Origin of the sequence: Paraburkholderia sp. 40, from assembly GCF_050434105.1 — a bacterium.
In the GTDB taxonomy this organism is placed as follows: domain Bacteria; phylum Pseudomonadota; class Gammaproteobacteria; order Burkholderiales; family Burkholderiaceae; genus Paraburkholderia; species Paraburkholderia tuberum.
This window is the reverse complement of sequence record NZ_JBNPVY010000003.1, coordinates 585559-603789: the sequence shown is the minus strand read 5'-3', so window position 1 is coordinate 603789 and position 18231 is coordinate 585559. Positions and strand designations below refer to the sequence as shown.

Annotated in this window: 11 protein-coding genes and 4 pseudogenes; 6 read left to right on the top strand and 9 right to left on the bottom strand. The window is 61.4% G+C overall.

All coding sequences use genetic code 11. The features are described from left to right. Positions 1-149 precede the first annotated feature (149 nt). The 4 genes and pseudogenes from OKW28_RS18175 to OKW28_RS18160 all read right to left on the bottom strand — a co-directional run bounded on the left by OKW28_RS18175 (position 150) and on the right by OKW28_RS18160 (position 5866). Positions 150-2441 (bottom strand): filamentous hemagglutinin N-terminal domain-containing protein, encoded by a 2292-nt coding sequence (locus OKW28_RS18175; RefSeq protein ID WP_429447746.1) that lies wholly within the window; start codon positions 2439-2441, stop codon positions 150-152. A 634-nt stretch (positions 2442-3075) separates the two neighbouring features. Beyond that, entirely contained in the window at positions 3076-4326 is a 1251-nt protein-coding gene (locus OKW28_RS18170) for a hypothetical protein (RefSeq protein ID WP_429447745.1), read from the bottom strand. Positions 4327-5124: 798 nt separating this feature from the next. Then, positions 5125-5246: pseudogene (locus OKW28_RS18165) on the bottom strand (IS5/IS1182 family transposase); the annotation flags it as partial. After that, positions 5234-5866 carry a TetR/AcrR family transcriptional regulator gene (locus OKW28_RS18160; RefSeq protein ID WP_018421953.1) on the bottom strand — a complete coding sequence of 211 codons (633 nt, stop codon included), beginning with the start codon at positions 5864-5866 and terminating at the stop codon, positions 5234-5236. The pseudogene OKW28_RS18165 and the gene OKW28_RS18160, both read right to left, overlap by 13 nt. Before the next feature lie 285 nt (positions 5867-6151). On the opposite strand from OKW28_RS18160, the gene OKW28_RS18155 reads away from it, so the two are divergent. From OKW28_RS18155 to OKW28_RS18145, 3 genes are all read left to right on the top strand, one after another. Then, complete coding sequence (locus OKW28_RS18155) at positions 6152-7045, top strand: NAD(P)/FAD-dependent oxidoreductase (RefSeq protein ID WP_018421952.1); 894 nt, start codon at positions 6152-6154, stop codon at positions 7043-7045. Positions 7046-7140: 95 nt separating this feature from the next. Continuing rightward, positions 7141-8004 (top strand): class I SAM-dependent methyltransferase, encoded by an 864-nt coding sequence (locus tag OKW28_RS18150; protein ID WP_026226061.1) that lies wholly within the window; start codon positions 7141-7143, stop codon positions 8002-8004. Positions 8005-8251: 247 nt separating this feature from the next. After that, positions 8252-9682: an IS1182 family transposase gene (locus tag OKW28_RS18145; protein WP_429443949.1), complete on the top strand. Its 1431-nt coding sequence runs from the start codon at positions 8252-8254 to the stop codon at positions 9680-9682. 206 nt (positions 9683-9888) lie between these two features. Here the strand turns inward: OKW28_RS18145 and tnpC are convergent, their stop codons facing one another. The 3 genes and pseudogenes from tnpC to OKW28_RS18130 all read right to left on the bottom strand — a co-directional run bounded on the left by tnpC (position 9889) and on the right by OKW28_RS18130 (position 13772). Next, positions 9889-10254, bottom strand: coding sequence for a Tn3 family transposase post-transcriptional regulator TnpC (gene tnpC, locus OKW28_RS18140; RefSeq protein ID WP_090812213.1), 366 nt, complete (start codon positions 10252-10254; stop codon positions 9889-9891). Further along, positions 10251-13007 (bottom strand): annotated as a pseudogene (locus OKW28_RS18135) (Tn3 family transposase); the annotation flags it as partial. The pseudogene OKW28_RS18135 and the gene tnpC, both read right to left, overlap by 4 nt. A 57-nt stretch (positions 13008-13064) precedes the next feature. After that, positions 13065-13772, bottom strand: a complete 708-nt coding sequence (locus OKW28_RS18130; RefSeq protein WP_429448778.1) for an IS6 family transposase — start codon at positions 13770-13772, stop codon at positions 13065-13067. 231 nt (positions 13773-14003) lie between these two features. Here OKW28_RS18130 and OKW28_RS18125 point away from each other — a divergent pair. Continuing rightward, positions 14004-14279, top strand: a pseudogene (locus OKW28_RS18125) (transposase); the annotation flags it as partial. A 55-nt stretch (positions 14280-14334) separates the two neighbouring features. After that, positions 14335-15033 carry an IS6 family transposase gene (locus OKW28_RS18120; RefSeq protein WP_429447743.1) on the top strand — a complete coding sequence of 233 codons (699 nt, stop codon included), beginning with the start codon at positions 14335-14337 and terminating at the stop codon, positions 15031-15033. Positions 15034-15143: 110 nt separating this feature from the next. Here OKW28_RS18120 and OKW28_RS18115 read toward each other — a convergent pair. Further along, positions 15144-15334: pseudogene (locus tag OKW28_RS18115) on the bottom strand (acyl-CoA dehydrogenase C-terminal domain-containing protein); the annotation flags it as partial. Positions 15335-15553: 219 nt separating this feature from the next. Here OKW28_RS18115 and OKW28_RS18110 point away from each other — a divergent pair. Beyond that, positions 15554-16258, top strand: coding sequence for a GntR family transcriptional regulator (locus OKW28_RS18110; RefSeq protein ID WP_429447742.1), 705 nt, complete (start codon positions 15554-15556; stop codon positions 16256-16258). 86 nt (positions 16259-16344) lie between these two features. Here the strand turns inward: OKW28_RS18110 and OKW28_RS18105 are convergent, their stop codons facing one another. After that, the gene (locus OKW28_RS18105) at positions 16345-18135 is read right to left on the bottom strand and encodes an acyl-CoA dehydrogenase (RefSeq protein ID WP_429447740.1); all 1791 of its coding nucleotides are present in this window, start codon (positions 18133-18135) and stop codon (positions 16345-16347) included. Positions 18136-18231: the final 96 nt, after the last annotated feature.

The following is an 18231-nucleotide window of genomic DNA, read 5'->3' as shown; positions in this document are numbered from 1 at the left end:
CAGACGTTCAACGTCATTGTCTGAACTCCAGCACAGACATAGCGATGCGCTCCCCAGCACGCGGGCATCAAGGCGTCGATAGCCCAGATCGACTCGCTTCGGTCTCCGATCGTCTGCGTGACGGGCAGTTCCACCAACATCGCGCCAGGCTAATGTTCCACTTGCCACCGCAGCACTGGATGCGTGGCGCCGGTCGGCATGACCCACGCGCCGTTCGGCCCGAAGTCCCAGCCGACGAAGCTGGCGGGGTTGCTCATCTGGGCTGTGGTGAGCCCGTTGGATGCAGGTAGATTGCCGCCGCCCGACGGTTGCCCGGTGGTCTGAACGTCCCAGTAAACGTCGGCGCCAAGGCCACCCGAGCAGCCTGCGCAGATGCCGCCCATCCCCAATCCGTTGCCGCTGATAACGCGACCTGTCGCGAAAGATTGCGTTATGACGCCGTAGCTGGAGGTGGCGTAGTTGTAGTTGTTCGCGATCAGTCCGCCACCACCGCCGTGCGTCAAAAAGCCTGTGACGGAGCCGGTCGCATACGACTCGTCGATGCTTCCATAGTTGGTGCTAACCAGTCCGGCCGCTACGCCACCGGTCCGAACCGTAGCGCTGCTTCCCGAGCGCTCGATCAGCCCGAAGTTCGTCCCAACGAGCCCTGACAGTGGTGCATAGAAGCAATCGCAGCTGTTCGCGCCAGAGGTGAACGTATTGACTACAGTGCCGTGATTGTTAATAGCCAGGAGGCCAATTCCATAGTAAAACCCAGTGTCGTTGGCGAGCGGGTGGGCGTCGACTTTCAAATCGCGCACGACGCCGTGTTGCCCGATATCGCCGAAGATGGCGTCGAGGCTCGGCGAAAGATTCGAAACGATATGCCACATGCCGTCGAATTGACCGGTGAACAACGTGCTAATTGTGTACGGGGTAGTGCCCAGCGTGGTGAACGCGGCGTTGTTCGCTTCGATATCTTTTCCGAGTGCGTAGTTGCCGGTCATGTCGTTGCCGACCGCCTGAAAGTCCGCTACCGAATTGACGAGTCGATAGCCGGTGATCTGCGTAACCAGCCCGCTGTAAGCCGGAGCGGACCACGATGCATTGCCGACTAAGGTGCCGGGGCTGTAGGTACCGTTCATGTCGTAGAGCGCGCTGACGATGCCGGTGCTTGCCGACCAGTCGATGATGCCGTTATTCGCGATGCTGCCGCCGTTGTCGCTGCCCGTTGCATCAGCGCGCACGGCCAGATTGCCCGCCCCGTGGTTCGCGATCGTCGTGCCCGTCGTCACTGAGACGTTGTGATACGCGGCAAGCGTCAGCGAAGCGGCACCCTGCCAGATGAGGCTCGACGCAACGCTCAGATCGCCCGTTACGCCATTGGCGCCCGTTGTCGTAACCGCGACCGAGGTGCCCGCGTTCAGGCTGCGCTGCAACGCATGGGCGGCGGAGTCGTCGATCGTTAAGCCGGGCGTCGTCAGATTCCATTGGCCCGCATGAACCGCTGCATGTCTGCCGAATGCGAGTTGCGCCGCTTGCGTGTCGACCGTTCCGCCGCTGCCGTCCGCGTTGCTTGCGGCGATCTTGCCGAGCTGCCCGACACGACCGCTGTCGGCGACTAGCCACACATGGCCGTCGCGGCTGGCCGTGCCCGTCGCGCGGATGCGCATGCCGCCGCCTGCGAGCGCATACACGTTGCCGTCGGCGGCCTGCAAGCTGATCTGAGCGGCCGTTATCCGCCCCTTGTTGATGGCCGTGCCCTGACTGCCCGTCTGCACGAACACCTGCCTGCTGCTGCCCGAATCCTGCAGGAGCACCTGCCCGCCTGCGGCCAGCTCCGCCGTGCCGGTGGGCGCTGCCACGGTGCCGTCGTTGATGACTGCGTCCCGGGCAATCAGGAACACATCGCCGCCGCTGGAACTGATCCTGCCGAGGTTGATGACGCTTGCATCCGAGTTGCCTGAAAGCGTAAGCGGGCCGCTGCCTTTCATGAAGGCGTCGTCGCAGATATCCAGGGTGGACGCGACGAAGCGGCCACCTGTGCTGATCACGCCCGATGAGCCGACGACGATGCCCTGCGGATTGATCACATACAGGCTGCCCGTTGCACTGAGCCGGCCGAAGATAGCGGACGGCGAGCCGCCCGTCACCCGGTTCAGGGTCGCGCCCGAACCGTTGTCGAACGTCACGCTGTTGGTTTTACTGATCGAAAAGCTGTTCCAGTCGATCACGCCGCGTGTCGAACCCGGTTGCGTGATGACAAGGCCGTTTCCGTGCCCTGCTATCGCGCCCGCGCCAGCCACGTATGTGCCGCCTTGCGGAAGGGTGCCCGCCGCGAGCATCGCTTGCGAAAAGGATAGCCCCGTGAGCGAAATACCGATGGCGAACCACAGATGTCCGTCTGCTTGCCCGCGATGGAGTGCGCGTCGCGCGCGCCGGGATCGGTCTGGACGTGACATACAACCCCCTTTCCGCGAGAAGCGCGGAATGCTGCCGACCACCACGCACAGCCGACCGGGAACGCAATCGTCGCAGCGTATGAAGAATAGCCGCTGGAGTCGCCGATGCATGCCGATACCTCTGCTTTTTGCGCCTACTTGACTCGCCGTTTGTGGCCGCTTCTCGTGTGGCACCGTTTGACGCGCTTGCGAAATCGGCTCGAAACTGCTCGAAGGGCAGTGTGTTCCCGGCGAAGGTCGATGACCGTTTGCAATGCGATGCGACGTCTGAATGTCCGCCCGACGGCCGATCCCGGTCCGACGTCGGCCTCGCGCGAGCCAGGCCTGCTTGGCCGGTACGCGTTCGGCAGAACTCGACCCGTTGCCGTCATTCGGGTCTCCGCGAGGGCAACGTCCGTTGTCAAAAGTCTAACCGCCATTCGCTCATGCCGAGACGCCTGCCGCTTGTCGGCCGAAGCCGAAATTCACCTATCGGCGATGGCGAGGCAGCTACTGACCGAACTGCGACAGTCGGAGCTGGTGGCGTGGTCCAAAGTAGCCTGCTGGCCAGCAGGCTGCCCTCGTCTTTTCCGCATCCGGCGCAGGCGCGCGCGCGATCATCTGCGCGCGCGATACTGGCGTAACGAAAGCGGTGTCACCACCACCATGGAAGCAACGCACCGCCATCTTTCCGATCGGTGCGATCACTGCGGCGCCCCGCATCGCCGCCGTCGCGGTCCTCATCACGTTCTTCGCAGCGGCGCCCGGCTTTCGGCAGGCCGCTTACCTTGCGAATGTACCCGGAGCTCCCCCCAGCTTCAGCAAAGAACAGATCGCCCTCGGGTCCAAACGCGAGCCCCCTCGGACCATCTATGCCAGCTTGAGTGGCAAGGCCGCCGTCGCCGCCGTAAGAGTCCTGCCCGTTGCCGGCAATGGTCGTGATGATGCCGGTTTGCCTATTCACCTGGCGTACGCGGGAGTTGACGGTATCGCTGATCGTCAGGTTACCCGCGCAGTCGAATGTGATATGCGTGGGGAAGCTCAATAACGCGTCGGTCGCCGGGACGCCATCGCCGTTATAGCCGAAGGGAGCCGGGGGCGCAGAAAAGAAGGCGAGGTGCTCTCCGGCCACAGTGGTAATGATGTTAGTCCTTCTATCCACGCGGCGAACATTTGAGAGACCGGGATCGACGATATAGAGTTCGCCGTGCGGGCCAAAGGCGAGCGCTAGGATGTAGCTAAAGCCCGCGCGGGTGGCCGGCCCGCCTTCGCCGCTGCCGCCGAGAAATGCATCGTGCCCATCGCCGACGACGGTCGTGATGATTCCCGTTTTGTGGTCCACGCGCCGGATGCGGTCGTCATCGCCGATATAGAGATCGCCTTCCCCGTTCACAAGAACGTCGGTTGCAAGCATTATGGCTTGCGTGGCCGGGCCGCCGTCACCACGGTTAGGTACGCCGGGATTGCCCGGGCCGGCAACTGTGGTAATTACCCCGGTTTCCCGATCCACTCTTCGCACGCCACCGCCGAAATCGCCAATGAATACGTTACCTGCCCTGTCAAGCGCAACCCCTGTCGGATCGTTGAGCATGGCCTGCGTCGCAGGGCCGCCGTCGCCGCTATAGCCTGCTTGCCCGGTGCCGGCAATGATGGTAACGGTTCCGCTCGCGTGATCGATGCGGCGAACGACGAGAAATGTCGGTTCGGCGGTATATATGTTTCCCCATCGGTCCACCGCGATGGCGTTGGCCTGGATTCCGGCCGCACCTACGCCGCCCTGACCGGGGCCCGCGACGGTGCTGATGATCTGCGCGGGGGCGGGGTTTGCCGTCGCAATTAGCAGCAGTGCGTAAAGGGCCCGCAACATGACAGCGATGCTCGGACAGAGCTGCGTTCCGTGCGACATACATCCTCCTGTTCGGTGTCACCGAATTGTCACGACTATTCAAGGAAAAGTCGTTGTCGCGGAACGCAGGATGTTGTGACCAGGGAAAGCAAGCCCGAAAGCCTTCAAACCGCCCAACACTTCATCTTAGTAGTGCGTTTCGAAAAGCAAATAAATGTTTAGGCTCCTCCCTTCAGGACGGACACAATTTGCCGTGCTGTTGGGAAACGGAAATAGCTGGGCTCGGGCAAGCTTGGCCAGAGTGGAACGCACGGAACACGCTGGACTGCGCCGCCCAGGTACGTTCTTATGGCCAGCTGGTTTGAGCATTGACGTTTCGGTGGCTGAAATTGCTGAACCATCAGGCTTCACACCTGTGCCATCGCGCTGCCTGATGGCCGCGACGGGCTGCACTCGACCCGTTGCAGCCGGTCGAGCAGTCTCTGTTCTAAGGGTAGGTATCGGAGTGGAACGGTCATTCCGTGCCGTCGCCTGGGGGACAAGTCATCGGCATCTGCGGACGCTTAGACCCGTGAGTTGGTGAGGCGGCTTACGCCGTGCAAGGATGACGTCTTGCTCGACCCTCGAATTGCTCTCGAACTTAAGTTTGATTTCTCTATAAGCAATCAGCTTGTCGTTCACCAGATCGAAAGGAAGCGCCCGCAAGGTTAGGGATGGTGTTCAGAACTCGTTTTGCCGCACTGAGCCATCCACATAGGGCCGATGCGGTGGAAGCGGTGCGGCACCTGGCTCGAATGCAGCGCTACGTTCGGCATAAGGAAGGCGCCGATTGCCTGCCCGCGCGGGCGGCTTTTGCGCTCATTCAGCGGCCTCGCGCATCAGTCGTTCGCGCGTCATCCACAGATTGCTGAGAGCGAACAGCGTGTGCAACTCTGCGGGTTCTTCATCAAGCCGCGATAGCGCACCTTTAGATGCCACCGTGCGCGGCGATGAACATGGCGACGGCCGACCGGCAATAGGATTCGATTTCGTTGTCATCCTCTGCTCTCGCCTCATCGAAGCGTGCGACAAGCAGAAGATCGGATCCTTTGAAAAGCGCGGCAAACAAGCGGGCGGATCGGAGAGCATCGGGTACGTTCAGAATCGCTTTCGCGTGCAACTGACGCAACACGGCCTCGATTTGGGCGATGACATGGGCGGGCCCGGCTTCGTAATGGAGCTTGCTTAACGACTTTTGATTCGTCTTGTCGGCCAAAACCATGGCTTCGACACTGCGGACGTCCGGGCTCAACAGCGTGCGAAGCAGGGATGATCCCACCGCCATGAGCTGATCTTCGGCTGAACCGTCGACGCTTTCAGAAAGGGCCTGGGGTGCAAATTGATGGCAGTGGGCCACCATGGCCGCGCTGAACAGCGCCTCCTTGTTCTCGAAGTGCCGATAGATGCTGAGCTTGGATATCTTCGCCCGCTGCGCGACCTTGTCCATGGTCGTCGCTTGAAAACCCAATTCCACAAAGAGTTCGCAGGCGGCGTCGACGATCGTTTGGCGAAGCGCCTCGTTGGCGGGCCGGCCGCGCCGGCTCTGGCTGTTTTCGGTCACAACAATTCCAGTACTTGACAGTATTCAAATTCTTGCGCTACGATACCACGCAGTATCTTAAATGTGCAAGCCAAGGATAGGTTTCAACCAGTTGCCCAAATCAGGTTTCCCCGGGGCGCCTGGCGATATCGAATGCGGGATTGTGGGGCCGATCAATACAGCCATCAGCAACTTTCTCGCCAATGCCGAAGCCCTACTCGCTGACCGTCTCAAGCGCGTATCGCTGGACGATATTGCACACCACGCCGAGCCCACCCCTCCAATCACAACACGGAGCCCATCACCATGGATGACGTCATCATCATCGGCGGCAGCTTTGCCGGCCTCGCCGCCGCCCTGCAGCTCGGCCGTGCCCGCCGCAAGGTCACGGTTCTCGATACCGGCCGGCCGCGCAACCGCTTTGCAGGCCACTCGCATGGCTTGCTCGGCCACGATCACAAGCCACCGCTGGACATCCTGGTCGAGGCGCGGCAGCAGTTGACGCGCTATCCAACGATCAGGCTGGTCAATGCCCGGGCCGAGAGCGTGTCTGGCGCCATCGACGATTTCTGCGTCGTCACTGACGATAACGAAAGCCTGAGGGCGCACCGCCTGATCCTGAGCTATGGCGTCGCCGACCAGATGCCTGATGTTCCGGGCTTTGCCGAAAGCTGGGGCACGTCCATCGTGCCCTGCCCCTATTGCGACGGCTTTGAAGTCGCCGGCCAGCATTGGGGCCTCGTCTGGTCCAGCCCGCAGTCGCACCAGTCTGCCAGGCTGTTCCGCGATTGGACGGACAAGCTGACTGTCTTCGCCGATGGTCATGACATTGCGCCCGATATCCAAGTCGATCTGGCGCGTCGCAACATACCTGTCGTCGATGGCCGGATCGTCGAGATCGCCCATCACAAGGGCCATATCAACACCGTCAATCTCGATACCCGCCGCAATGTCGCGGTCGACGTCCTGTTCGCCCATCCGCGCAACAAGCCGTCCGCACGCCTGCATGAATCACTGGGCCTCGCCACGGTCGATACGCCCACCGGCATCGTCCTCAAAGTCGACGAGCGCCGCCAAACCAGCATGCCCGGCATCTACGCCGCTGGCGACCTCGCCACGCCCTTCTTGCCCTCGGTCACCCAGGCTTCATCGCAGGGCGCGATGGCGGGTATCTTCGCCCAGCAGTCGATGGTGGTTTGAGAGCACAGATCCCTGCTCTTGTTGCGTCGTCGCCTTCGAAAAGGTTGGCGTAAATCGACGCGGCGAAAGGCGGATCGTCGAGTCAAGGAGATGACATGGCAAAGCAAAGTGCTGATCAGGTGGGTGACTGGAATGGTCAAAGCGGGGAGCGCTGGGTCGCCAACCAGGCCCGGCTCGACGCTCTGGTGGCGGTGTTCGGCCAGGCCGCGATCGAAGCCGCCGCGCCCGCGACGGGTGAGCGCGTGCTGGACATCGGCTGCGGCGCGGGTGCGTCAAGTCTGGCTCTGGCCGCTCGCGTCGGCGCGGGGGGCCAAGTGCTGGGCGTGGACATATCCGAACCGCTGATCGATCGAGCGCGCGCGCTTGCGCGCCACGATACGCCGGCCCTGTTTCAGGTGGCCGACGCCAGCAGCGCAGAGCTGCCCGAAGGCGCGTTCGACATTCTGTTCTCGCGTTTCGGCGTGATGTTTTTCCCCGATCCGACAGCGGCGTTCGCCCATATGCGACGCGCGCTCCGGCCGGGCGGCCGGGTCGCTTTCGTCTGCTGGCGCGGTGCGGCCGAGAACGATTGGATGCGACTGCCGGTGGGCGCGCTCAAGGACATCGTCCCGCCGAGCGCGCTCCCCGATCCCGAAGCGCCCGGCCCGTTTTCGTTCGGCGACCGGGAGCACGTGGCGCGCATCCTGACGGCGGCCGGTTTCACCGAAATCGTTATCTCGCCCTTCGACGCGGCCGTCCCATTCGGCGAGGGCGAAACGCGGGACGCGGCGATCGACGACGCAGTGAGGATGACGCTTGAGGTCGGCCCGCTGTCGCGTGCGCTCGCTGGTCAGCCCGACGACATCCGCGCCCGTGCCTCCGCCGCAGTTCGTGCCGCCTTCGCGAGCCTCCCCGGCGAGGGGTCGGTGATGATCAACGGCGCGGCATGGGTCGTCATGGCACGAAATCCGGCAAGCTGACAGGGATTAACAGGGGAGATGCCTCCGCTCGGTGGAACAGGGCGTCTTTGGCCGGCCAGATTGATGTCCCTTCTGGCCGCTGAACGAGCGCTCGCCTTGCGACAATCAGATGGCCGGTTGCGAAGCAGAGCCGGCGCCTGAGCGGCCTTCCGGCGGCGCATGTGACCGGCAGTTTGTGGCCCAGACTGTGTCAAAACGCCATTTTGACAGGTTAAAATGGCTCATCCGATAGCGGAGGATGGGCGAGATGAAGCGGTTCGTTCAAGGCGACAGTCGTACACAAAGCTTTCTCCTCCCTGAAGCACTTGACGACTACGTGACGGACACCAATCCCGTGCGTGTAGTCGATGTTTTTGTAGATGAGCTTGATCTTCAGAAGCTTGGGTTTGAAGGTGTTGAGCCAGCGCTGACAGGGCGGCCTTCGTATCATCCGGAGGTGATGCTCAAGATCTACATCTACGGTTACCTGAACCGTATTCAATCCAGCCGTCGCCTTGAACGCGAGGCTCAGCGCAACGTCGAACTGATGTGGCTCACGGGCCGCTTGGCGCCGGACTTCAAGACCATTGCTCGGTTCCGTAAAGACAACGGCAAAGCAATCCGCAGCGTCTGTCGTCAGTTCGTCATGCTATGCCAGCGTCTGGACCTTTTCGCTGAAGCGTTCGTTGCGATCGACGGCAGCAAGTTCAAGGCGGTGAACCATCGTGATCGCAACTTCACAAGCGCCAAGCTCGAACGACGCATGCGCGACATCGAGTCAAGTATCGCTCGCTATCTCGAGGCGATGGACACAGCCGATCGTCAGGAGCCTGCAATCGCGAAGGCCAGAACAGAGCGACTGCAAGACAAGATCGCGGCCTTGAAGGAACAGATGCGAAGCCTCAAGGAAATCGAGGTTAAGCTGAACGAAGCACCGGACCGACAGGTGTCGCTCACGGATCCCGATGCCCGTTCGATGAAGACACGAGGAACGGGAGTCGTCGGCTACAACGTCCAGACGGCGGTTGACACGAAGCACCATCTGATCGTCGCGCACGTCGTTACGAATGATGGCATTGATCGTGATCAGTTGACGTCGATGGCGAAGCTGGCGCGTGATGAGATGGCCGTCGACAAGCTCACCGCAGTTGCGGATCGCGGCTACTACAAGAGCGAGGAGATACTCGCATGTCATGAGGCTGGAATAAGCGTGCTCGTTCCCAAACCGGTGACATCGAGCGCAACGGCTAATGGCCGCTTCGGCAAGGATGACTTCATTTACAACGCACAGACGGACGAATATCGGTGCCCGGCGGGCCAGCGGCTCATCTGGCGATTCTCAACTGTTGAGCGCGGTCTGAAGATCAGTAAATACTGGAGTTCAAATTGCCAGCAATGCTCACTAAAGGGGGATTGCACGCCGGGTCCTCAACGTCGCGTGACACGCTGGGAGCACGAGGCTGTTCTCGATGAGATGCAGGCGCGACTTGATCATGCGCCTGAGATGATGCGCATCCGGCGACAGACTGTCGAGCACCCGTTCGGCACGATCAAGGCATGGATGGGCGCCACTCATTTCCTGACACGGACCATCGAGCGGGTGAGTACGGAGATGAGCTTGCACGTGCTGGCGTACAACATGAAGCGAGTGATCAAGCTACTCGGTTCAGAAGCGGTTATGAAGGCGATGCGGGCGTGATGCCCGTACGGGGTTGTTGAGCCTTTGCGATATGTTCGGTTGTGGTTTGCGTTCAGATTGCCGCAAACGACAAGCCGCGACATGCGCCGGAACAGGTTTCGTCAATTCCCAGTGGCCACGCGTTTTGACACAGTCTGGGCCGTCTGCGGCCGCATAACACCGGCCGGGACCGGCCCCCGTGGTCACGATCAGTGGGTGGGCGCCGTTCAATCCTCGCCGAACCCCTCATCAGGGTGCAGCGCTTCGAGCGGCTCAAGGATCGTCCTCACCCGCGTGAGTTCCATGACAAATTCATCAATCAGATCGAGTGCGTCCAGCACCCGCTCGGGCAAGGCGCCTTCGCGTCGCGCCGGCACTGATGGTGCGCCATTCAGCACCGAATGTGCCATGCTGTGGATCTCCAGTAGATCGTCACGTAGCCCCTCGGGATCGTGAAGTTGGGCGCGGAGACGATCGACGATATCGACGGCGGCCAGCAGGCGGGTGGTGTCGTAGCTCGATTCGAGCCGCTCGAGCGCGGCGGTGTCGACATCGCCGAAATAGGTCGTAGTGATGGCCGGGCGTGCAGTCATTGGCGGGATGCGTAGGTGCGGGCACCATGGCCGAACAGCGGGTCCCTGATCCAGGCTTCCGGCCGGCGATCCAGATGCAGTTTATAGTGGCCGAAGCGCCGGATGTTGTGGGTCGGATACGGGCTCAGAAATTCGATGTCTTCGGCGCGCACTTTCTCGCCGTTTGCCGCCATCTCGCGCAGCGCCTGCATCATGTCCACGGTGTTCTGCAGGATCACGGCCGATGCGACCAGGTCGTTGTAGCGTAGCCGCTTCTGCTGCTCCTCCGGCTCGTTCTCGGCAATCACATCACCACCGAACGACAGCCATTTGGAGAAGCCATTGTACGACTCGATCTTGTTCGTGTTCGCGGTGACCTCCTGCCGCAATTCCAGACTGCCGATCCACTCGAGCAGGAACACCGTGCGCACGACGTTGCCGAGCTCGCGTGCGGCCAGATACAGCCGGTTCTTGCGGCTTTCGGAGCCGAGCCGGCGCAGCAGCAGCGGCGACGAGATCGTACCTGCCTGAATCGACAGCGCGACCTGCATCAGTTCCTGCCAGTGCTGCTCGATCAGCACCCAGTCGATCGTGGCGGTGAACAGCTTGTCGATGTGCTTGTATTTGGCCTTGCTGTCCGGCCGATACAGGACGAGGTCCTTCCAGTTGCGAATCCGCGGCATCAGGTTGATGCCGAGCAGGTACGTGAATGCGAAAACGGCGGCCGACTGGCCCTGCGTGTCAGCATGAACGGTGTCCGTCTTGACCGACAGCCCCGCCTTCAGGAGTCCCTCGATCACATAGATCGCTTCCCAGACGCCCGGCGGAATGAAGTGCTGGAACACCGCGATATAGTTGTCGGCGACGTGCCGGTACGCGACCGCGCCCATTTTCCGGTAGCGGAAGTGATAGCCGGCCAGCAGGTTGTTGTCGTAGAAATCGTATTGCGTGCCGTCAGCCGCCACCGTCTTGCCATCGCCCCAGTGTTTCGGCAGGTCCAGCCGCAGGTACAGTTCGATCAGTTCACGTTGTGCGGTCTCGAGCTTGTCCAGGCTCATATGCCGACGGTTGACGAACGACAGCATATGCGCGGTGACATCGGAGTCGAGATGGCGGGCCGCCTGGGTCGGGCCGAGATTGCAGCCCATCGCGAAAATGGTCAGCAGGTAGCGCTCGGCGGCCTTGCGAATCTGCGGATCGCTCCCGGACAAGGGCCCGAAGTGCCGCGTGAAGTGGGTCCAGTGCTCGATGTTCGCGAGGATGTCCAGCATGTTCCGCGTCGGCAGGCGGGTGTTGAGCCGCTCCTGTAAAGCGATCGCACTCGCCGGGATTTCCTTGGCGACGGTTTTGCGCAGGATCGGCTCACCGTGACGGTCGATCACGACGTGCTCGCGCTTGTGCGGTAGTTCGGTGTCGAGCTTGTGGCAGGCGTCGGTCAACCATTGACGAAGATCGAGCACGAAGTCACTGCCAGTCGTTGGCATGCCGAGCTTGTCGCAGTAGTCGGGCAATTGCTGCTCGCATTGCCGCCACGGCAGCAGGTGGTCGCGATAGTCAGCGTAGGCGTCGGAGCCCGATACGCACAGATCGCCGACCCGAAGTTCCTCGGCCATGTATGAGAACACGCAGAGCTCGAGATACCGGCGGTTGGTCGGCGATCCGTCGCCGTGCGAGCGCCGCACGAGCTTGCGCCACCGCGGCGCGGCGAAGCTCACGTCGACGTCCGCATCGATCCACTCGCGATGCAGCGATTCGTTCTCCATCACCGCATCGAGTGCGTTCAGCAGCGAGCGGACTGGGCTCGTCGAATCCCATTCGAGCGTACGGGCCACGCGCATCATGACCGAACGGTGTGCCTTGAAGTGCTTCCAGAGCAGCGGCAGATAGTTGCGGCCACTGAACGCGCGGATTGCCGCACAGCTCTCGCGCAAGGGCTCCAGGTCACCTTTCGGCGCGAGCAGCTTCCTGACCGCTCGGGCGATGGCCGTCTCGTCGGATTCGTCGGCGAGGATGTCGGCCACGCCGTCGAGCAGGACCACGAGGTCCTCGACCTGATCACGCTGCTTGCGCTGGATCACGTCCAGCTCGTCGCTCGCGCGCTTGTGGATCGCGGCCATCCGTCGCACGAACATGTCGGCGAGATCGTCGCGGGCGCGCACGCGCATGCGGTTGAGCAGCGCGACGATCAGTGTGTAGCGCTTCTCGGGGAGTGTGTCATTCCTGAGCGCGGACGCGTCGAGCGCCATCGCCTGATTCGCGAGCGAGCGCAGCTTCGAGGCCGGAATCCCGGCGACGGCCAGTGAAAAATCGCCGAGTTCGTCGAGCCAGGCAAGCTGATCGATCAATATGTCCAGATGCTGGCGCGATGGGCGTTTCGCATGCCGCTTGATGCGGTTGTAGGCGGTCTGCCGGCTCGACAGGTCGCGGGCGAGTAGCCGATCGAGCGCGAGTTTCTGTTCATCGGTCAGCCGTCGCGTGACGCGCTTGAACAGTCGGGACTGCGCCCGGGCATGGATCTGTTCAGTCAGCCGGTCGAGCGTCGAGAACGCCGGCAGCTCGATATCGCGCGCGATCAGCTCGTCGATCGTCGCGTTGATAATGTCCACCGGCTGGTCCATCGTCAGCGACGCCGTATGCGCTGCCCGTGTCGCGATCGCGTTCGCGTCGGTGCCGTAATACGGCTTCACGTCGAGCCAGGTGCGAACCGCCGCGTAATGCCGGAACAGCGTTGGGGAGGTCTCAGTGTCGTAGCCGAATTGCACGGTGTCGCCGATGGCTCTGGTGCAAATAGGCGGTCTGGACGAGATTTTTGTTATAGAAAGGATACCTCATCAAGCAGACAGGACGGCCTCCCAAACTGCGGGCGCAGCGGTATCTTTGAGGCCGAGCTTCGCGAGGCTGAATTGGCCCTTGCGAATACGATGGACCAACTCAATACCTGAGAGTGTAATCGCTGCGTTCCTGAAACGTTTGAAGCCGAGCATGACTTTCGTCCGGGACTTGATGTTGCGGTGGTCCTGCTCGACCAGATTATTGAGATATTTCGAGGATCGGACGTTTGTGTCCTCAGGCAGCAAGCCATCGGCCTTCATCTCGCGCACGGCGCGGTGCGAGGCTGCATAACCATCAAGCGTGATGGTCTTCGGTGGCTGGCCTTGATGTTCGATTGCCTTCCTGAAAAAGGCTTTTGCCGCCTTCACGTCGCGCCTGGCGCTGAGCATGAAGTCTACTGTCTGGCCCACCCCATCCACCGCTCGATAAAGATAGACCCACTTGCCGCGCAGCTTGAGGTAAGTCTCGTCGACACGCCACGACTGCCCGGTGGGCCTGCCAAAGCGGTTCCACCGTTTCACGAACTCCGGCGCAAAGCGCCGCACCCAGCGCAGGATCGTCGTGTGCGCCAGCGACAGACCCCGTTCCGCCATCATCTCGACCAGATCGCGCAGGCTAAGCTTGTAGCGCAGGTACCAGCGAACACACAGAATGATCACATCGCGGTCAAAGTGACGGCCTGCGAACAGTTCGTCAAGGCTCTTCAGCTTGCTCATCGTCGGTTCTCAATTCGTTCAGCCTGACACCTTAACCGATTCGCCCCCGCGTTATTTGCACCAGAGCCAACCGACCCAGGTCGTGTGGAAACCCGATGGAATTTCAATGCGGCGCGTGACCCTGACCCAGCGACGCGTTTGACTGCCTTTACGGCGATGAGGGTGTAAAAATTTTTGTGTAAACGGTCATTTGGCAGGAAACTGTCAGCAACTGGAGCACAGATGACCGTAGCGAAACGCAACAAAAGAGAAAACCCCGATCCTGAACTCGTCAAGCTGGCAGACAGCCTGCTGGCGAACTACCAGAAGCCGGAAGATCTGATAGGCGAGAACGGGTTGCTCAAGCAGCTCACGAAGATGCTGGTGGAGCGAGCGCTTGAGACGGAGATGTCCGAGCACCTGGGCCATGGCAAGAGCGAAGCGGTGACTAATGCCACTGGCAACACCCGGAATGGGCATAGCGCCAAGACATTGCAGGGGGGAGTTTGGCGGGTTCCGTCGCAATAGCGGCGGCTGGTATGCTGGGGGACCTTACAGAATGATGTGAACGACAATGAAAGCACTCAGTCCGGCGGTAGCCAAGGTGCTGAAGCGGTTGCACTATCCGCTTGAGATCATGTTGGTGTGCGTGCGTTGGTACGTGGCCTACCCGCTGAGCTTGCGCAATCTCGAAGAGATGATGGCCGAACGCGGGATCGCGGTCGATCATTCGACCGTTCACCGGTGGGCCATCAAGCTTCTGCCGGTGCTTGAAAAGGCGTTCCGCCGCTGCAAGCGCCCGGTCGGCAAGAGCTGGCGTGTCGACGAGACCTACATCAAAGTCAAGGGGCAATGGACCTATCTGTACCGCGCCGTCGACAAGGCCGGCAACACGGTTGACTTTCTGCTGCGAGCCAGGCGGGACAAGGAAGCGGCCCGACGGTACTTCGAGAAGGCCATCGATCAGAATTGCGTGCCCGAAACCGTAACCATCGATAAAAGCGGTGCCAATCTGGCCGGGCTGCACGCCGTGAACGCCGAGCGTGAGACGCCCATCACGATCCGCCAAGTCAAGTATCTCAACAACATCGTGGAACAAGACCATCGGGCGATAAAGCGCCGTACCCGACCCATGTTGGGATTCAAGATATTTCGTTGTGCGCGCATCTTGTTAAGCGGCATTGAACTTATGCATATGATCGCCAAAGGGCAGATGAAAGACTGCGGCATCGGACAGACTCCCGCGGAGCAGTTCTACTCGTTAGCCGTATAAATAGTCCTAATCATGCGGGCCATTGTTCAACGCACTTTTTCTTATTGCGACAGAACCCTTACACTTGGGGCACTGGCCATGATGCTCCCTCCGGTTTATCGCAACCACCCTCAGAACTGGTCCTCCGATAGCGCCAGCCCCCCGCATCGCCATTCGCGCTGACAATCGACGCTTTCAGCCCCACTGCCTGGGGCAGCACATGTTCGGCAAAGAACTGCGCGGTCGCGATTTTCGCGCCGTTGAATAAAGAATTCTCGGCCTGTTTCTGCGCTGCGGCAAGCAGCGAACGCGCCATCTCCCATTGTCTACGTCCTCCGCGGATCCGATGAAGACAGCTGCGCCGGATTACACGTTCCTGCGCTTCGACAACCTCTTCTACACCTATATAGGTGTATGATTCTGCTGTCTTCCTCCTGCTCACTTTTGCACCGGTAGTCGGCAGCCTCATCGACTCACAGGCACGGTCCTCGAAGTCAGCGAGATCGCAAATTTTCGGCTCCAACGCAGCCGCCAAAGCAATATGACAAAGCTCTCCAGCGTCTCTGACGCGATCATCCGTCACATCGAATCCGGGTCACTGCGCGAGGGTGACCGCCTTCCCTCCGAGGGCGAACTCGCGGCATCTCATGGCGTTAGCGTTGGCACCATTCAGAAGGCTCTCGCCCGTCTCGTGCACTCCGGACTGATAACCCGCGAGCAAGGCCGCGGCACGTTTGTGTCGGGTACGCGTGTGGCCCCCGCAGACGTCCGCTACCTGCGCTTTCGCGACGCCGATGGCAACGAATTGCCGTCCTATGTTCACGGGCGCTCCGTAAGGCGTATGAAACGCAAAGGACCGTGGTCAGAATTTCTCAACGGTGACGGTTTCGTTCGCATTGAGAGAATCATCAGCGTCGGTGGACGCTTTGACCTCTATAGCGAATTCTGGCTGCGCGAGGAGCAATTCGTCGGACTGGGCAGTCTCGACAATGAGGCTCTTGATAAGAACCTGCGTGAACTCATCGGTCAGCGACTATCACTTCCCACGCTACGAGTCGACCAGTGGATCCGCTTCGGTGCACTTCCCCCGACGGCCGCTCGCGAGCTTGGGCTTGAGGCCGACGCGCCCGGCTTCATCATGGAGTTGCGCGGCTACACCCTGCGCGACCAGCCGCTTTACTATCAGAGCGTCTATTCCGGGCCATTTTCGGAGCGCCTCGTGGTCGTGCGCGAGAACGCAGCATAAGCCTGACGGCTTCATCGTTTGCGCACGCAGGAGGCCCTCTCGGGCGCATCCTGTTTTTGGAGCTGCAGTTGCCCGCGAGCGTCGCATCAGAACTGGTCTTCCGACAAATCCAGCACGCCCTCGCCCCCCTTCGCGCTGACGATCGCCACTTCGAGCGCCGCCGCCTGTGGCAACACGTGCTCGGCGTAGAACCGCGCGGTCGCGATCTTCGCGTCATGAAACGCTGGGTCCTCGTCTCGCTTCGTCGCCGCGGCAAGCTGCGCACGCGCCATCTGCCAGCCGCCCAGCACGATGCCCGCGAGCTTCAGATAGGGCACGCTGCCCGCGAACACCGCATTCGGATCGCCCTTCGCATTGGCGACGACGAAATCGACGACCGCGCCAAGCGCGCGCTGGCCCTGCGCGAGCTGCGTGCGCATCGACGCGAACGCCGCACCCCGCTGCTCGCCAAGCGCTTCAACCGTTTCGGCGAGGCCAGCGAGCAGTTCCTTCGCGACCTTGCCGCCGTCGCGTAGCGTCTTGCGACCGATCAGGTCGTTGGCCTGGATCGCGGTCGTGCCTTCGTAAATCGGTAGAATGCGCGCGTCGCGGTAGTACTGGGCAGCGCCGGTTTCCTCGATGAAGCCCATGCCGCCATGCACCTGCACGCCGAGGCTCGTCACGTCGATCGACAGCTCCGTGCTCCAGCCCTTCACGATCGGCACGAGGTATTCGTAGATCGCCTGATGCTTCGCGCGCGTCGCATCGTCCGGATGACGATGCGCGATATCGCAGTGCGAGGCCGCGACGTAGGCGAGCGCGCGCGACGCCTCGGTGAGGCTGCGCATCGTCGACAGCATGCGGCGCACGTCCGGGTGCTGGATGATCGCGACCGACTGCTTCGCGGAGCCGTCCACGGGACGGCTCTGCACACGCTCTTTCGCATACGCGACCGCCTTCTGATATGCGCGATCCGAGATCGCGACACCTTGCATGCCGACCGCGAAACGGGCGGCGTTCATCATGATGAACATGTATTCGAGGCCACGATTCTCTTCGCCGATCAGCTGACCGAGCGCGCCGCCGTGATCGCCGAACTGCAGCACCGCGGTCGGGCTCGCCTTGATGCCGAGCTTGTGCTCGATCGACACGCAATGCACGTCGTTGCGCTCACCGAGCGAGCCGTCTTCGTTGACGAGAAACTTCGGCACAAGGAACAGCGAAATGCCTTTCACGCCATCGGGCGCGTTCGGCGTGCGTGCGAGCACCAGATGCACGATGTTCTTCGCCATGTCGTGCTCGCCCCACGTGATGAAAATCTTCGTGCCGAACAGCTTGAATGAACCGTCGGCCTGCGGCTCGGCGCGCGTGCGTACGAGCGCGAGATCGGAGCCGGCCTGCGGCTCGGTCAGGTTCATCGTACCGGTCCATTCGCCGGAAATCAGCTTGGGCACATAGGTCTGTTTTTGCGCTTCGCTGCCAGCGGTTAGCAGCGCTTCGATGGCGCCGTCGGTCAGCAACGGACACAGCGCAAAAGAGAGGTTCGACGCGTTGAGCATTTCGATGCAAGGCGTCGCGATCAGCTTCGGCAGGCCCTGGCCTTCGTAGTCGAGCGGATGTTGCACGCCCTGCCAACCGCCTTCGGCAAACTGGCGGAAGGCTTCCCTGAAACCCGGCGTCGCAGTGACCACGCCATCCTTCCAACTGCTCGGATTGCGATCGCCGTCGACGTTCAGCGGCGCGAGCACTTCGCCGCATAGTTTCGCCGACTCGTCGAGCACGGCCCGCGCGGTGTCGAGGTTCGCGTCCTCGAAGCCGGGCAGCTTCGCGATGTCTTCGAGTCCGGCCAGTTCTTTCATCACGAACAGCATGTCCTTGATGGGCGCCGTATAGCTCATTTCGGTTCTCCTCCCTTGATATGAAAAAAGGGCGCGGGACTTGGTCGGTCCTGCGCCCTTCGCTTGCTTTCGGCGGCCTCTTTCAGGCGCCGCGGC

Excerpts from the sequence above, each read along its gene's own strand:
- OKW28_RS18175 (WP_429447746.1), bottom strand. The coding sequence starts at position 2,441 with ATGTCACGTCCAGACCGATCCCGGCGCGCGCGACGCGCACTCCATCGC.
- OKW28_RS18110 (WP_429447742.1), top strand. The coding sequence starts at position 15,554 with ATGACAAAGCTCTCCAGCGTCTCTGACGCGATCATCCGTCACATCGAA.
- OKW28_RS18155 (WP_018421952.1), top strand. The coding sequence starts at position 6,152 with ATGGATGACGTCATCATCATCGGCGGCAGCTTTGCCGGCCTCGCCGCC.
- OKW28_RS18170 (WP_429447745.1), bottom strand. The coding sequence starts at position 4,326 with ATGTCGCACGGAACGCAGCTCTGTCCGAGCATCGCTGTCATGTTGCGG.
- OKW28_RS18120 (WP_429447743.1), top strand. The coding sequence starts at position 14,335 with ATGAAAGCACTCAGTCCGGCGGTAGCCAAGGTGCTGAAGCGGTTGCAC.
- tnpC (WP_090812213.1), bottom strand. The coding sequence starts at position 10,254 with ATGACTGCACGCCCGGCCATCACTACGACCTATTTCGGCGATGTCGAC.
- OKW28_RS18145 (WP_429443949.1), top strand. The coding sequence starts at position 8,252 with ATGAAGCGGTTCGTTCAAGGCGACAGTCGTACACAAAGCTTTCTCCTC.
- OKW28_RS18150 (WP_026226061.1), top strand. The coding sequence starts at position 7,141 with ATGGCAAAGCAAAGTGCTGATCAGGTGGGTGACTGGAATGGTCAAAGC.
- OKW28_RS18105 (WP_429447740.1), bottom strand. The coding sequence starts at position 18,135 with ATGAGCTATACGGCGCCCATCAAGGACATGCTGTTCGTGATGAAAGAA.